11 protein-coding genes are annotated in these 15,348 nt (G+C 68.9%); 4 read left to right on the top strand and 7 right to left on the bottom strand.

The annotated features are described in order from the left end of the window. Window positions 1-77: 77 nt before the first annotated feature. A complete protein-coding gene (locus O5K39_RS03835) occupies window positions 78-1,223 on the bottom strand; it encodes a bifunctional 3-(3-hydroxy-phenyl)propionate/3-hydroxycinnamic acid hydroxylase (protein WP_271145962.1) in 1,146 nt (381 codons plus the stop codon). An 85-nt stretch (window positions 1,224-1,308) separates the two neighbouring features. Between O5K39_RS03835 and O5K39_RS03830 the strand changes: the two genes are divergently transcribed. Genes O5K39_RS03830 through O5K39_RS03815 form a run of 4 tightly spaced genes read left to right on the top strand, consistent with a single transcriptional unit; the run spans window position 1,309 to window position 5,943 of the window. Further along, window positions 1,309-1,926, top strand: a complete 618-nt coding sequence (locus O5K39_RS03830; protein WP_271145961.1) for a TetR/AcrR family transcriptional regulator — start codon at window positions 1,309-1,311, stop codon at window positions 1,924-1,926. Beyond that, on the top strand, window positions 1,923-3,863 hold the full coding sequence (locus tag O5K39_RS03825; RefSeq protein WP_271145960.1) for an acyl-CoA synthetase: 1,941 nt from the start codon (window positions 1,923-1,925) through the stop codon (window positions 3,861-3,863). The genes O5K39_RS03830 and O5K39_RS03825 overlap by 4 nt, the downstream gene beginning before the upstream one ends. After that, on the top strand, window positions 3,860-4,966 hold the full coding sequence (locus O5K39_RS03820) for a VOC family protein (protein WP_271145959.1): 1,107 nt from the start codon (window positions 3,860-3,862) through the stop codon (window positions 4,964-4,966). Before O5K39_RS03825 ends, O5K39_RS03820 begins: the two co-directional genes overlap by 4 nt. Before the next feature lie 17 nt (window positions 4,967-4,983). Further along, window positions 4,984-5,943, top strand: coding sequence for a fumarylacetoacetate hydrolase family protein (locus O5K39_RS03815; RefSeq protein ID WP_271145958.1), 960 nt, complete (start codon window positions 4,984-4,986; stop codon window positions 5,941-5,943). A gap of 58 nt (window positions 5,944-6,001) precedes the next feature. On the opposite strand, the gene O5K39_RS19545 is transcribed toward O5K39_RS03815, so the two are convergent. The 6 genes from O5K39_RS19545 to cobN all read right to left on the bottom strand — a co-directional run bounded on the left by O5K39_RS19545 (window position 6,002) and on the right by cobN (window position 15,344). Next, a complete protein-coding gene (locus tag O5K39_RS19545; protein WP_348637137.1) occupies window positions 6,002-6,451 on the bottom strand; it encodes a prolyl oligopeptidase family serine peptidase in 450 nt (149 codons plus the stop codon). Next, window positions 6,351-8,483, bottom strand: a complete 2,133-nt coding sequence (locus O5K39_RS03810; protein ID WP_348637123.1) for a S9 family peptidase — start codon at window positions 8,481-8,483, stop codon at window positions 6,351-6,353. The genes O5K39_RS19545 and O5K39_RS03810 overlap by 101 nt, the downstream gene beginning before the upstream one ends. 128 nt (window positions 8,484-8,611) lie before the next feature. After that, window positions 8,612-10,579: a CocE/NonD family hydrolase gene (locus tag O5K39_RS03805; protein WP_271145957.1), complete on the bottom strand. Its 1,968-nt coding sequence runs from the start codon at window positions 10,577-10,579 to the stop codon at window positions 8,612-8,614. Window positions 10,580-10,730: 151 nt separating this feature from the next. Beyond that, window positions 10,731-11,033 carry a DUF2149 domain-containing protein gene (locus tag O5K39_RS03800; RefSeq protein WP_271145956.1) on the bottom strand — a complete coding sequence of 101 codons (303 nt, stop codon included), beginning with the start codon at window positions 11,031-11,033 and terminating at the stop codon, window positions 10,731-10,733. Then, window positions 11,033-11,500 (bottom strand): MotA/TolQ/ExbB proton channel family protein, encoded by a 468-nt coding sequence (locus O5K39_RS03795; protein ID WP_271145955.1) that lies wholly within the window; start codon window positions 11,498-11,500, stop codon window positions 11,033-11,035. The genes O5K39_RS03800 and O5K39_RS03795 overlap by 1 nt, the downstream gene beginning before the upstream one ends. Beyond that, on the bottom strand, window positions 11,487-15,344 hold the full coding sequence (gene cobN / locus O5K39_RS03790; RefSeq protein ID WP_271145954.1) for a cobaltochelatase subunit CobN: 3,858 nt from the start codon (window positions 15,342-15,344) through the stop codon (window positions 11,487-11,489). Before cobN ends, O5K39_RS03795 begins: the two co-directional genes overlap by 14 nt. Window positions 15,345-15,348: the final 4 nt, after the last annotated feature.

Below are 15,348 nucleotides of genomic sequence, written 5' to 3'. Positions count from 1 at the left end.
GAGCCGCGGCCGAACCTGTCCGATAAAGCCGCACTCCAGGGGTCGCTTGCGGTTGGCCAGGGCGTAGACGACCGCCTTCAGGGGGGGATCGCCTGGGGCAATGCGAAGAGCAGGGCGTTACGCGCCACCGCAACGGCGCGGCGCCGGGTCTGGATCACATTGCCGAGGAACATGGCCCCGTTGATGATGTGACGGACATGGGCGGAGCGCTCGGCCTCATAGTCATCGAGGACCGTCTCGTCGGCCTGCCCCCCGAGAACCAGGTCGAGCCGCCAGGCCAGGCTGACCGCGTCGCGGATCCCCGAACACATGCCCTGACCCAGGAAAGGCGGCATCTGGTGGGCGGAATCGCCGGCCAGCAGGATCCCGCCCCTGCGCCAGGTTCGCGCCCACAACGCATGAAACCGGTAGAAGGCGATCCGGGTGATATCGATCCGGTCGAGGTCGACATAGTCGCGCAGCTGACGGCGTACGAAGGCGGGGTCCGTCGCCTCCTTTTCGGAGCGTCCTCCGGTCACCATGAACTGCCATTCGTAATAGGGTCCCGCCATCGGGACATAGGTCACCGGCTGGCGCGGATCGCAGACCTGGAAGTGGTCCGCCGCCAGGGTGGGATCCTTGCCGCCGCAACGCGCCTTGGCGTCGACCACCACCCACGGCTCGTCGAAATCGGCGCTGTCCAGCACCAGGCCGGCCTGACGGCGGACGAAGCTGCGGCCGCCGTCACACCCGATCACATAGCGAGCGCGCACAGTGCGAAGGTCCCCCCCGATCCTGGCGACGACATCCACGGTGTGATCGTGCTGGGCAAGTTCCACGACCTCGGCGCCGTAAAAGGCCTGAACCGCGCCGAACCGTGTCAGCCCGTCGCGCAGATGCTTCTCAAGGGTGGGTTGATGGAACCACCAGGCGCCGGCGTGGCCGTAACGTCTGTCCTGGTTTCCGATCACGGTCCGCATCGCCGGCCGCCCTTTCGCCGTCAGGCGAAAGGCCATGTCGGCGAACGGTTCGCTCGTACGCCCGATCTCGTCCGACAGTCCGGCGAGCTGGAAGTTGCGCATGATCTCATCGTCGAAATGCACGGCGCGGGGCGCGTAGTAGATGTCGGCGTCGCGCTCCAGCCCGACGACGCGCCAGCCCTTGGGCCCCAGCAGATTGGCCAGCATGGCCCCCGTCGGCCCCAGACCGACGATGGCTACGTCGCATTCGATGATGTCGGACATGCTAGATTCTCACCCAACCGCTCAGGGACTTGACGCGGTTGAACACGAATGTTCAAAACCTGTCAACGATGTACAAGGCTTAGGTATGACGGCACGGACGATCGCCCGCGAACGCATTCAGGACGCCGCTATCCGCCTCTTCGCGGAAAGCGGTTCGGCGCAGGTCAACATCAGCGAACTCGCCCAGGCGGCGGGCATGGCGCGCGGGACCATCTACAACAACGTCCCGGATCCGGACCGGCTGTACGAGGAGATCGTCGTCGATATGGCGCGCGAGATGCACGACGAAGTCGTGGCCCGGGCAGCCGAAATCGATGATCCTGCCGAACGTCTGAGCGTCGGCGTTCGGCTGTTCGTCCGCCGCGCCCATCTGGAGCCCCACTGGGGCCGGTTCATCGTCCGGTTCGCCCTGAACGATCGCAATCTCCGGGCCATCATGAACGCGCCGCCTGCGGCGGACATCGCCCACGGCGTCGCCATCGGACGCTATGCCGTCACGACCGACGAACTTCCCACGGTCCTGGGTCTGATCGCCGGATCCGTCCTGTCGGCCATCCTGATGGTCATCGAGGGCGAGCGCACCTGGCGAGAAGCGGGATCGGAACTGGCCACCTTGCTTCTCAAGGCCCTGGGCCTGTCCGCCGAGGAGGCGCGTGCGATCGCCTGGGCCGATCTGGAGCCCTTGCTCGGGGCCGCCCGTTGAGCGCCGTCGCCCGTCTGGCGGACATCGAGGCGCTCGAACGCACGCCGCTGGAGGCGCGTCAGCTGCCCGACAGCACCTATGCGATGATCGCTCGCGGCGCCGCCCTGGCGCCCCGGGCGCCGGCCCTGTCCTTTTTTCTGAGGACCGCCGATCACCGACGCCTCACGACCCTGACCCACACCGCCCTCCTGCGTGACATCACCCGCGCGGCCAATCTGTTTCGAGGCCTGGGGATCGGTCGCGGGGATGTCGTGGCCTTTCTGCTGCCGAACCTGCCGGAAACCCATCTGACGATCTGGGGCGGGGAAGCGGCCGGTATCGTCCTTGCGATCAACCCCATGCTCGACGTCGATCAGATCGTGTCCCTTCTGGACGCCGCACGCGCGCGGGTCCTCGTCACCCTGGCGCCGACGCCGGGATCGGACATCTGGAACAAGGCGGCCCAGGCCGCCGCCCGCGTCGAGACCCTGACCCACATCCTGGCGGTCGACGTCTCGGCCTACGCGCACGGGCCGGCGCGGTGGCTCGTCCGGGCCAGGGCGGCGGGGCGACCCGGTCGGATCGGACGGATCGAGGTTCGTGATTTTCGCCGTGAACTGGGCAAGCAGCAGGGCGACGCCCTCGCCTTTCCCGCGCCCGTCGCGACGGACATCGCCTCGTATTTCTGCACCGGCGGCACGACCGGCCTGCCCAAGATCGCCCGGCGCACACACGGATCCGAAGTGTTCGACGCCTGGGCGATGGCCCTGTTCACGGACGGCTTCAAACCGGGCGCGACGATCTTCGCGGGCCTGCCCCTGTTCCACGTCAACGGCCAGCTGGTCACGGGACTGGCGGCGTTCGGCGCCGGCGCCCACGTCCTGATCGGGACGCCTCAGGGCTACCGGGGCGAGGGTGTCATCCCGCGCTTCTGGGAACTTGTCGAACATCACAGCCTGTCCGCCTTCTCCGGGGTGCCGACAGTCTATGCGGCCCTGGGTCAGCAACCGGTCGCCGGTCGCGACCTTTCGAGCCTGTCTTTCGCGCTGTGCGGCGCCGCGCCGATGCCGTTGCAACTGTTTGACGCCTTCAGGACGCAAACCGGGCTGGATATCCTGGAGGGCTACGGCCTGACCGAAGGCGCCTGCACCTCGAGCATCAATCCGCCAGGCGGCGACAAGCGGATCGGATCGATCGGCCTGCGGCTGCCCTATCAGGACATGCGGGTCGTCGTTCTCGACGAGGCCGGACGGTTCGTGCGCGACGCCGCGCCCGAGGAAACCGGCGTCCTGGCCATCCATGGCCCCAATGTCTTCGCCGGCTACCTCGACCCGAGCCATGAAGCGGGTCTGTGGATCGAACGGCAGGGCCGACGCTGGTTGAATACCGGCGACCTCGCTCGCCAGGACGCCGACGGCTATTTCTGGCTCACCGGCCGCAAGAAAGAACTGATCATCCGCGGCGGGCACAATATCGACCCCAAGGCGATTGAGGACGCCCTGATGCGGCACCCGGCCGTCGCCCTGGCCGCGGCGGTGGCAAGGCCCGACCCGCATGCCGGCGAGGTCCCGGTCGCCTATGTCCAGCTCCGTCCGGGCCAGAGCGCGGACGTCGAGGATTTGCTGGCTTTCGCTCGCGAGACCATTCCCGAACGCGCCGCCCATCCGAAAACCATCACGATCATCGACGCCCTGCCGCTGACCGCCGTGGGCAAGATTTTCAAACCGGATCTGAACGCCCGCGAGATCGAGAGCGTCGTTCGCGCCGAGGCCTGTGAGGCGGCGGCTGACCTCGTCTCCGTGGCGGTGACCCAGGATGCGCGTCGTGGCCTGACCGCCACCATTGAGGCGCGCAGCCAGGCCGACGAACTGCGGTCACGACTGGCCGCCTACGCCTTTCCCGCTGACGTCACTCTGGCCGCGTCCCCTGCGGCCGCCGCCCAGGAGCGCGCCTTATGACTTCGCCCGATCCGCGCATGGCGCGCGCGACCGCCCCCGTCGCCAGGGCCCGGGACATCGCCAATGTCCGTTTCGTGCGCCCGGATCTGAACCGGACAACCGCCTTCCTGGGCGACTTCGGCCTTCTGGCCGGGCCTTCAGGCGGTGAGCCCTCGGCCCGCCGCCGCAGCTTCAGCGCCGCGGGCGGCTACGGTCCCTGCTACATCGCCGAGCAGGGCCCCCGCCCCGTCTTCCTGGGCTTCAGTCTGGCCATGGCCTCGCCCGCCGATCTGGAGGCTCTGGCCGGCTTGCCCGGCTCCGGGCCGGTGGAGCCGGCCGAAGACTGGCCCGAAGGCCTGCAGGTTCGCCTGAAGGATCCTGCGGGCAATGACGTGCGGGGAGTTTTCGGACCGCCCAGAGCCCCTTCCCCCGACCGTCTCCCGCTGGATCAGAACCTGACGACGCCGCGCCGTCGCCTCAACGCCATGCAGCGGCCGCCGGCAGGACCGTCCAATGTGCTGCGCCTCGGCCATGTGGTCATCAATGTCGTCGACTTCTTCCGCTCGGTGCGGTGGTACATCGACACCTTCGGTCTGATCCCGTCCGACATCCAGACCCTGCCCGACGGCGACGCCGCAATCGTCTTCCTGCGCTGCGACCGGGGCGACGAGCCCACCGACCACCACACGCTCGTGCTCGTGCAGAACGTGGAGAACGGCTATAGCCACTGCGCGTTCGAATGCATCGATGTCGATGACATCGCCATGGGCCAGGAACACCTGCTCTCGCGAGGCTGGACCCACGCCTGGGGCGTCGGTCGCCATCTCCTGGGCAGCCAGTTGTTCGACTACTGGCGCGATCCCTGGGGCGACAAGGTCGAACATTTCGTCGACAGCGACATGTTCACGGCGGCGCGTCCCACCGATGTCACCCCCCTGACCAGCGGCGGTCTGTACCAGTGGGGGCCGCCCCTGCCCGCAGACTTCGAGGCGCCCCGGATCACGCCGGCCTTTCTCTGGCGCGCGATCCGCAATGTCCGTCGCAGCCCGGAAATGACCTTCGCGCGCATGTTCGCCTTGTTGAAGATCATCCAGAAACCGCCCCGTCCGTGGGCCAGACACTAAGGTTGGAGACCTCTCCCATGGCCATTCAGATCGTTCGGTACCAATCCGAGACCGGCCCGGCCTGGGCCGTCCATCGTCAGGGCGGCCTCATTCCCTTGAGGGGCGCATTTGCGACGACCGGCGCCTTCATCACCGACGGCGGTTTGCAGGCGGCCAGGGCGCTTGGCGCCGACGCCCGGGCCACCCTGCGCCTCGATGCTGTCCAGATCCTGAGCCCGGTGACGTCTGATGGGGATTTCATCTGCCAGGCCTCGAACTATGAGAGCCATATCCGCGAGATCGGGCGCACCCGGGCCGATGTGCTTGCGAACGTCTTCTTCACCAAGGCCTCATCCTGCCTGGCCCCGCCCGACACCCCGATCGTGCGCCCCGCCCACGTCAGGCTGCTCGACTATGAGGTTGAGCTGGGTCTGGTCATCGGCCGCCCGGTTACGGGCCCCGTCCTGGTCACGCCCGCCAATCTGGCGGATTATGTCGTGGGATGGGTGATCACCAATGATGTGTCCGCACGCGACGTCCAGGTCAGCCACGAGCAGTTCCACAAGGCCAAGAGCTATCGCACGTTCGGGCCGACGGGACCCTTCCTCGTGGTTCCGGAGGCCGGTGAAAGCCTCCGCTGGGCGGACCTGGTGCTCCAGTTGAAGGTCAACGGCGGGGTCCGCCAGCGCGCCCAGGCGAGCGAGATGCTGTTCGACCCCTATCAGACGCTCACGGAGCTCTCGCAGATCCGCGACCTCAAGCCTGGGGATCTGATCGCCACAGGGACGCCGGCGGGGGTCGCCATCAAGGCGCCGTCCAAACTGAAGATCGCGCTCGCCGGCTTCTTGCCGGCCAGGGCGCGGTTCGCGGCCTTCCTCAAAAGCCAGAGCGGAGTGGAGGCCTATCTGCAACCCGGCGACGTGGTCGAGACCTCGATCGCCAGCAGCGATGGCGCGCTGGATCTCGGGACCCAGCGCAATCTGGTGACCGCGGCCTGACACAGCCGTCCATCCCGGACCCCGGCTCAAAATCCGGGGTCCGGGGATGGACGCGGTCCTAGCGCGTGGCCGGCGCCGCGCGGGGCGGCGCGTTCTTCACATACTGGTCCAGCCAGCGGGTCATTTCCCACAGGGTATGGCCAACAGATTCCCGCGCGCGATAGCCGTGGGTTTCCAGCGGCAGGACGACATAGCGCACCGTCGCCCCATTGCCCTTGAGCGCCGCGTAGAACCGCTCCGACTGGATCGGGAAGGTGCCCGAGTTGTCGTCGGCCTCACCGTGGATCAGCAGGATCGGCTCGTTGAACCGGTTGGCGTAGGTGAAGGGCGACATCTCCGTATAGACGCCCGTCGCCTCCCAGTAGTCGCGCTGTTCGGACTGGAAGCCGAACGGCGTCAGGGTGCGGTTATAGGCGCCGGAACGCGCGATGCCGGTGCGGAACAGATCGGTGTGGGCCAGCAGGTTGGCGGTCATGAAGGCGCCGTAGCTGTGGCCGCCGACGGCGATGCGGTCGCGGTCGGCGACGCCCATGGCCACCACCGCATCGACGGCCGCCTTCGCGTCCGCCGTCAGCTGGGCGACGTAGGTATCGTTGGGCTCGGCCCCGTCCTTGCCGATGATCGGCATGGAGGGGTTGTCCAGGATCGCATAGCCCTGGGTCAGCAGGAACAGGTGGCTGGAGCCGCCGGGCCGCACGAAACGGTTGCCCGTGCCGACGACCTGACCGGCGACGGCGGCGTCCGGTGAACTCGGCGGGATAGGCCCACATCAGCATCGGCAGGGGGCCGTCCCGGGTCTTGTCGTAACCGGCCGGCAGATAGAGGGTCCCCGACAGCTGTACCCCGTCGTCGCGGGTGTAGGTGATGGACTGCTGGGTCACCCCGGCCAGCTGCGGCGCCGGGTCAGGGAAGCGGGTCAGGGGGGTGATCCGGCCGTTACGGGTGTCGCGGATCTGCAGGTTCGGCGGATCGAGACGGCTCTCGCGCCGGGTGATGATCCGGCGGCTCGTGGGATCGACGAGGCCGACCACCGTCTCATAGTCGTTCTCGGCGGCCTGCCACAGACGGGTCGAACGCCCGGTGGTCAGGTTCATCGCGGACAGGAAGGGATGCTCACCCGAGGCCGAGGCGCCGGGGCCGGTCATCAGCACGCCCGATCCGTCGGCGGTGAACTGAAGCACCGAACGTCCGGCGGCGTTGGGCTCCAGGATCGGATCGCCGGGATTGTTGTACCGGTCCTGATAGTTGCGCTCCAGCAGGACGCGCGCCGTTCCCGGGCGGGACGGGTCGACGACGTAGCGGGTCTCGTGGCGGGTGTTGAACCACTGGCTGTTGACCAGGGCGACATCGTTGCGGCCCCAGCGCACGCCGTCGTAGCGCTCCTTGAGGTTCACCAGGGTCTGGGGCGCGGCGTCGAAGGGCGCGGCCAGGCTGAACAGGCGGTCGCGAACCTCGGCGGGTTTGCGCGGATCGCCACCGTCCTGGGCCTCGACCCAGACCAGGGTCGCCGGGGCGTCGGCGCGCCACTGGGCCGCGCGCGGGCCGGGCGCCACGGCGTCGAAGGCGATCGGGATATCGTCACGCAGCGGCAGGTCGGCGACGCGGTGGACGAGCTTGCCGTCGGCGTCGGTGACGAAGACGTCGGCCGGGAACAGGCCCGCCGGGACCGAATAGCTCCACGGTCCCTTGGCCACGGTCTGGAGGATGAAGCGCCCGTCGGGCGAGGCCGAAACGTTCAGGATCACGCCCGGCGCGCCGAGGAGGCGCATCTGGCCGTCCAGGCCGACCCGGGCCAGTTGGACGGTGAAATAATAGTCGAACTGGGCGGCGTCGACCGGATCGGTCAGCAGGTCCTGATAGGTGCGCACCGGGGCGGCGCGTCCCATGCTTTCAGCGACCGTGGGGCCGGTCGGGGCGCGGGCGGTGTCCGGCGCGGCGCCGCGGCCTTCGGGCGTCAGCAGGGTCAGGATGGCCGAGCTGTCGGGCAGCCAGTCGATCTCGGCGCCGGCCGCCGCATTGACGCGCGGGCCGGTCAGGGCCGTGGCCGTGGCGGTAGCGACGTCGGCGACCCACAGCTCAAGCCCGTCGGGCCGGTCCAGCAGGAAGGCCAGCCGCTTGCCGTCCGGCGACCAGGTCGTCGCCGTGAAACGGGCGCCGGCCGGCAGGGCGACGACGCGCGCCGCGCCGCCAGCGACCGACTGGAAGCTGAGCCCGGTCAGCCAGGAGATGCGGGCGTTGGCCGGGCCGTTGTTGCGAGGGTTGATGCGGTATCCGGCCAGCCTCAGCTGGGGCTCGGCCAGTTCGGCGATGGTCGGCAGGTTGGACCGGTCCAGCAGGGCCAGCACCTTGTTGTCCGGGCTGACGCTGGCGCTCGGCGTCGGCCGCGCGTCCAGGATGGCGGCGATGGGCGCCGGCGGCTGCTGGTAAACCAGCGACCCGCTGGCGGCAGGCGCGGCATTCTGGGCGGCCGCCGCTGCGGCGCCGAGCGCCCAGACAAGAGCGGCGGGCAAGGCCAGACGGCGGGCGTGTGGGATGATCATGGTCGTCTCCATTCTGACGTGGGCCGGCGCGATCGCCGCCCCTGAGGTTCGGGTCATCCGGCTTGGCAGTGTTCAACTTCGGCGCGGCGCGCAGGCGCAGGGCGCAGGGCGCAGAGCGCGGGAGGTCGTCATTCCCCCGCCTGATCGACCGCGAGGGGCAGGTCGATGAAGGTGGCGTTGGCGCCGGTGTGATAGACCCGCTGGGTCGCGCGGCGATAATCCCCGGGCTTGGCGAACATGATGTTCGGCACGAAGGTCTGGGGGTTGCGGTCGTAGAGCGGGAACCAGCTGGACTGGACCTGCACCATGATCCGGTGCCCCGGCAGGAAGGTGTGGCTGGCCGCCGGCAGGGCCCATTTGTACTCCAGCGGCCGGTTGGGCGCGATCGCCTTGGGATCGCTGAGGCTCTCGCGATAGCGGCCGCGGAAGATGTCCATCGACACCGCCAGCTGATAGCCGCCCATCTCGGGCTGGAGCCAGTATTCGGAGGGATAGACGTCGATCAGCTTGACCACCCAGTCGGAGTCCGTGCCGGTCGTCGCGGCGAACAGATGCACCTGCGGATTGCCCGAGATGCGCACCGCCTCGGTCAGGGGCTCTGAGACATAGGTCACGACATCGGCGCGGTCGCTGTAGGGGCGCTGGTCGGTCGCCAGCCAGGTCCGCCAGGCGTCGCCGCGCACCGGACGCTGGATATAGGGCACCGGATGGGCCGGGTCGGAGATGTATTCGTCGAAGGCCTTGTTGCTGTCAGATGGGCCGCCTTCCGCCGGAGCGGTGAAGCCCAGACCGTTGCCGGCCTGAAGATAGAGGCGTCGCGACGGGACGTCGGTCGGCCAGGACTGCAGGTGACGCCACTCGTTGCGCCCCGACTCGAACAGGGTCACCGGCGAGATGTCCGCAGGCGCGCCGTGGGTCTTCAGATGGGCGTCGAGGAAGGGCAGCAGGACGTGGCGCTGGAAATAGTAGGCGGTGGCGCTGTCGAACTGGACCTGGCCGATGCTGGAGCCACTGTCGCGATAGGCGCCGCCGTGCATCCACGGGCCGGCGACCAGGAAGTTCATGTCGTTGTTGACGTCCTTGGGCTCCACGGCGCGATAGGCGGCCATCGTCCCGTAGATGTCCTCCTGATCCCACAGGCCGTTGACCCAGAGGGTTGGCACCTTGAGCGGCTGGGTCGCCAGGATCTTGTCCACCGCCTGGGCCTGCCACCAGGCGTCGTAGGACGGGTGGCGCAGCAACTGGTTCCAGAAGCCGGTCTGCTGAACCCCCTTGGCCTCGCCCAGCTGGGCCGCCGAGCCCGCGGCCAGGGCGCACTCATAGTCGTCGAAACAGGCGGCGGGCCAGGCCGGGCCGCCCGAGCGCGCGCCCTCCTGTCCCAGGGCATAGTCGATCGCGCCGAGCCAGCGGAAGGCGCCGTTGTGGAACCAGTCGTCGCCCATCCAGCCGTCGACCATGGCCATCATCGGCACGGCGGCCTTGAGCGCCGGGTGGGGGTTGATCAGGCTCTGGGTGACGGTGAAGCCGTCGTAGGAGTTGCCCATGGTCCCGACGCGACCGTTGGACTCGGACACGTTCTTCGACAGCCAGTCGATGGTGTCATAGGCGTCCGTGGCGTGATCGACGCCGGTCGTGTTCAGCGGCCCGACGACGGGTCGGTTCATGACGTAGTCGCCCTCGGATCCGTACTTCCCGCGCACGTCCTGGGCGACGAGGATATAGCCGTTCTGCAGCAGGGTGCCGTAGCCCTGACGCACCAGCATCTCCACATGGGTGCTGCCCGTGCCGTTGGTCAGGCGATTGGCGTTGTAGGGAGTGCGATCGAGGATCATCGGCGCATCGGTCAGCCCCTTGGGGATGATGATGACGGTGTGCAGCCGGACCCCGTCGCGCATGGGGATCATGACCTCGCGCCGGACGTAGTTGTCGGCGGGGACGCCCGGCTGGAAGGCGGTCGGGATCTCGGTCTTCGACGCGGTCAGGGCGTCGTCCTGCGCGGGCGGAACCGTTTGGGCGAGCGCGGCGGAGGCGACGGTCGCCGCCAGAAGCGAGGGGGCCAGGGCGGCGAGGACGGCGGTAAGGTGGATCCTGGGCACGGTCGGTCTCCTGATCTGTTTGGCCGGGAGAGTGCGCTCCGACCGTGAACACGCTTCAAAATCTCTTGGGCAGGCAACCTGCACGTCAGGCAGTGATCGGGCAAATCCGCAGGCGCCGGCCAGGGATGCGCCCCCGCAGGCGCACCGTGGCCTACTCGGGCACATAGATCATCTTGCCGTCCGGCAAGCGGTAGGCCGAACCGGCCTTGACCCCCTGGCCTTCCCCGATCTGGCCACGCGATTCGTAACGGGTCAGTTCGTCGCCTTCCTTGACGGTGATGCGCATGTCGGCCTTGCCGGGATTTTCGACCACCACCAGATCGCGGGCGTTGAACGGACTGAGCGGGTTCTGAACCAGCACGACCAAAAGGACCGCGATGATGACCACGAATACGTCGATCAGATTGACGACGGCCGCGATGGGATCATCGTCATCCTCTTCCAGAAAGCGCATCAGCCGGCCTCCCGGGTGCGTTCGATCGCCCGGAGGTCGCCCAGCAGCCAGCGACGGCGAACGGTGAGCACATAGTGGGCGATGCTGGCGGCGATCAGGGCCAGCGTCACGCCCGAGAAGGCGACCACCATATTCTGACCCACGCCGGAGGCGTCGCCCCGGCCCAGGGCGAGCAGCGCCGGCCCCATCGGGATCATGGTGGCGACCAGCCCCAGCATCGGCGCGCTGCGCGAGACGATCCGCAGGCCTTCCAGATCCTTCATGATCACCAGTTCGAGGTCATCGCTGGCGGTCTCGGGGCGCCGCGACAGCGGCGCACGCCAGTCCGGCCGCCGCCGCTGCATCGCCTCCACCGCAAAGGCGCCGAGGGCGAAGAGGGAAAACGCCAGGGCGGCGACGATCAGGATCAGGGCCGGAATCAGGAACAGGCTGGCGACCTGATACAGGCCGACTTCAAACGGAGGCATGGGCGAACTTTCGGCGGGAGGCGAACAGGCGGCTAACGCCGCCGGCGAGAAGGGCGAGAAGCAGAAGTCCGCCGCCCCAGGGCGGGGGTGCGGCCGGAAGCAGGGCGGGCGGCGACAGTTTCTCCAGCACCCGGCCGTGAACGGTGTCCGCAGGCTTCGGGGTCGGTGACGGCGCCTCTGCGGCCTCAGCCGCCGCCGGGGCCTGAGCGGCCCGGCCCGGGCGCGGCGTCGCGACCGAGGCTCGCCCGAAGCCGGTTCCGGCGCCGCTCGCAGCCCTGGCGATGTCCGTCAGTCGGTCGTCGAGCTCCTGGCGCGTGCGGGCGTCGGGCGACCAGAAGCCCTTGCGGATCGCATCCTTAAGACGCTCCACAACCTGACTTTCCGCCGTCGGATTGTTGGTCTGGAACCACTGGCGCAGACCAAGCCCGCGCTCGTCGCGGACATAGACGTCGTGCAGGGCCTGCCACTGGTCGGGGCGCACCACGCCGGGCGCCGTCGCCTGCCAGCCGAACAGATTGTCCGCCACATCGATGATCGCCAGGGTTCCGGCATAGCCCTCGGCCTGCATCGCCTCGATCCAGGCGCGATTGGTGTAGCGGCTGCGGATTTCGGCGGCGAGGAAGTCCCTCGCCGCGACGGCCTTGGGCGCCCCCGCCCGGGCGTCGGTGATGTAGAGCGACGGCGCCTCGCCGCCCGCCCGACGGATGGCCAGGGACAGACCGCCCAGATATTCAAAGACGTGGTCGGTCGAGAGAACGCCGTGCAGGTTCGAGGACCGGGCCAGGGTCGCAGCCTGAACGTCAGCGAGTTGCGCCGCGAAGACGCCGGCCCCTCCGGTGGGTTTGTCCCCCCATCTACCGCCGCCATAGACATAGCCCAGACGATCCAGGAAGGGATCGGCCAGGGCCTCGGCGTCGTCCCAGCCGTCGGTGTCGCGCACCGCCTCGGGCAGTCCGCTGCCGTAGTCGCCGGGCGCATTGCTGAAGATGCGGGCGCGGCCCAGGCGTTCGGCCTCCTCAGGGGAAACGCCTTCGGCGATCAGCCGTCGGGCCGCCTTGTGGCTGTTGGCGGCGACCGGATCGCCCGGCTCATCGAGGTCCGCGATGCGCTCGACCGCGTCGGCAAGAAGCCGCAGGAAGCCGTCGAACTGATCGCGGTAGACGCCGGTGGCGTGGACAACCACATCGATGCGCGGGCGGCCCAGTTCCTGGGCGGGGATGATGTCGAGCGCCGTCACCCGGCCGCCCGCATCCCGGCGGGGACGCAGGCCCAGGGCCTGCAGCACCTGGGCCTCCGGCAGGCCCAGGGTGCGGATGGTCTCGGACGACCACAGGCTGACCGCCATCTTGGTCAGGGGCTGACCCTGGTGTTCGGCGGCATAGCTGTCGCGCAGACTGTCCAGGCCGCCGGCCGCGGCCTCATAGGCTGCGGGCGCCGGGACCTTGTCCGGCTCAAACCCGTAGAGGTTACGCCCGCCCACGGCCTCGGGATTGCGCACCGGGTCGCCGCCCTCGCCGGGCAGAACAAACCGGCCGGAAAGGGCCTTGAGGAGCGCCTCGCTCTCGCCGGTCTCGGCGAGGCGGCGATCGAGCATCAGGGCGCGCTCGACCTGGGCCCGGAGCGCCAGATCCTCGATCTCGTCCGGCGGCGCGCCGTCGCGAAGATGATGCTGGAGAAGCCGGAAGGCCGGGCTGGATCGCAAGGTCGCCTCGTCCTCGGCCAGGGTCTCGGTCTGGTCCGCGCCCAGGGCGTCGAAGAAGGGACGACCGAGTTGCTGCAGCACGGTGGTCAGGCGGTGCTCCGGCGCGGCCGCACGACCGAAGGTATGGAGCCCCATCGGCGTCGGCGCCCCGCCGACCTGGTGCAGATAGTCATGCAGCCGGGCCGAGAAGGTCGGGAAGTCGGCGTTCGCCGCCGCCGGAGTCCAGCCCATGTCGGCGTCGATCCCGCGCGTCTGGGCCAGCGTAAGGATTTGCTTCCGGACCTGGTCCTTCACCGGCCCGTCGTCGAGCTGCAGTTCCTGGTGGATGAGGGCGTGCAGATCCTTGAGTTCGTCATTCAGCCCGGCCGGCGAAAACGGCGGGGTCTGGTGACTGACGACCACGGCTCGTCCCCGACGCTTGGCCTGGGTGGCTTCCCCGACATTGTCCTGGATGTAGGGATAGACCACGGGCAGGTCGCCCAGCACCATCAGGGCGTCGTCGTCGATCGAAGGACCGCGGTCCTTGCCGGGCAGAAACTCCTGGGTCCCATGGGTGCCCAGATGGATCAGGGCGTCGGCCCCGGACGTCTCGCGCACCCACAGATAGGCGGCCAGATAGAGATGGTCCGGGGCCGCGGCCGTGTCGTGATAGGCTTCGCCGACCCGTGCAGCGCGCGGCGGCTGCGGCAACACCGTCAGGGCGCCGTCGTGGAAGGCGGGAATGACGAAGACCGCCTGCCCGTCGATGGTGCGGACCGCCCAATGCCGGCCGGGATCGCCCCAGCGCGCGACAATGGCCTCACGGCGATCGGCGGAGAGGCTGTTCAACCAGGCGCGGTAGCGCGCGACCGGCAGGGTCACCGCCAGCCCTTTGCCTATCAGGCCGTCCAGTTCATCGTGACGGTAGAAGACGCCCAGCATCCCCTGCCCCGCCTCGATCCAGCGTCGCTCGGGCAGGGGCGGGACGGCGTAACCGGCCGCGTTGAGGTCCTGGCTCAAGGCCTCGAGGCTGCGCGGCACGTTCAGATTGGACGCCGAGATATTGGCCTCCCCGCCCGGGTGGTTCCAGAACATCAAGGCGATGTGCTTGTCGGCATTGGCCGTGCGGCGCAGGGCGACCAGTCGCGCGGCGCGGGCGGCGACCGCCTCGATCTGTTCGGGGATCGGAACCAGGGCGTCGTGATCCACCGCCGAGATCACCATGGGATCGCTCATGCCCCAGGTCTCCGGCGGGGCCAGAAGCGCGGCCGCGGATCGGCTGGACAGACCCGTCGCCGACGCCCGCCAGGCGGCCGCGTCGCCTTCGCGATACGAAAAGGTCATCACGACAGGCCTGTCGAGCGCAACCAGCTGGTCGCGCATCGCCCCGCCCGCCACGATATGCTGGGTGTTGACGATCAGATCGGGCGAGAGCGGCGCCAGCGCGTCGATCAGGCCTCGCGGGCTTCTCTGGTCGAACCAGACCCCCACGCCGTCGATCCCTTTGGCGTCGAGGGCGGCGATGAGCGCATCATGCACGGCCGTGTCGTCATCGCCGACGCTGGACGCGGACATCAGGATGGCGACGCGGGGCCGGAGGGGCCGCCCCTGCAGCCAGGCGCGGAACCCGTCGGCGCCATGGATCGCGGTCGCGGGGTTGTAGTAGCCGACCTCGCCCAGAGGCGCCGGGGCAGGCAAGCCCTCGACCGACGTCCCGGCCTTCCACCGTGACAGATACCGGAACAGGACCGTGAAGTTCGCCTCGCCGCCCGCCGCATAATAGCCCGCGATCCGGCGCGCGACGTCGGGCGGCAGGCCGCCGAAGGCCGGAGGCCCGCCCCCGATCCTGACCCAGGGGCGGCCCGAGCGGTCCAGAGCGTCGCCGATCCGGGCCTGCACGGCCTCGACATCGGCCGGACGCGGCGTATCCAGCAGGATCAGGTCCGCCTCGCCCCAGTCGGGCTGGGTCCCAAGCGTCGACACGGTCGCGCCGCGCACCGAGACCCCTTCGCCTGTAGCGTAGGCGGCCAGCCGGTGGAATTTGGACGCCAGAACGAAGTCGCTTGCGATCACCTGGACCCTGACGCCGACCTGGGCCGGGTCTGCGCCCTGGGCGCTCGCGCCGCCGGCGGCCGAAAGGCCGGTCAGCAGAACGAGCATCATGAGG

This window comes from Brevundimonas sp. NIBR10 (assembly GCF_027912515.1).
Lineage (GTDB): Bacteria > Pseudomonadota > Alphaproteobacteria > Caulobacterales > Caulobacteraceae > Brevundimonas.
The sequence above is the reverse complement of the archived record's forward strand: the minus strand, read 5'-3'. Positions and strand labels throughout refer to the sequence as shown.

Excerpts from the sequence above, each read along its gene's own strand:
- O5K39_RS03810 (WP_348637123.1), bottom strand. The coding sequence starts at position 8,483 with ATGATCATCCCACACGCCCGCCGTCTGGCCTTGCCCGCCGCTCTTGTC.
- cobN (WP_271145954.1), bottom strand. The coding sequence starts at position 15,344 with ATGATGCTCGTTCTGCTGACCGGCCTTTCGGCCGCCGGCGGCGCGAGC.
- O5K39_RS03815 (WP_271145958.1), top strand. The coding sequence starts at position 4,984 with ATGGCCATTCAGATCGTTCGGTACCAATCCGAGACCGGCCCGGCCTGG.
- O5K39_RS03820 (WP_271145959.1), top strand. The coding sequence starts at position 3,860 with ATGACTTCGCCCGATCCGCGCATGGCGCGCGCGACCGCCCCCGTCGCC.
- O5K39_RS03830 (WP_271145961.1), top strand. The coding sequence starts at position 1,309 with ATGACGGCACGGACGATCGCCCGCGAACGCATTCAGGACGCCGCTATC.
- O5K39_RS03795 (WP_271145955.1), bottom strand. The coding sequence starts at position 11,500 with ATGCCTCCGTTTGAAGTCGGCCTGTATCAGGTCGCCAGCCTGTTCCTG.
- O5K39_RS03800 (WP_271145956.1), bottom strand. The coding sequence starts at position 11,033 with ATGCGCTTTCTGGAAGAGGATGACGATGATCCCATCGCGGCCGTCGTC.
- O5K39_RS03835 (WP_271145962.1), bottom strand. The coding sequence starts at position 1,223 with ATGTCCGACATCATCGAATGCGACGTAGCCATCGTCGGTCTGGGGCCG.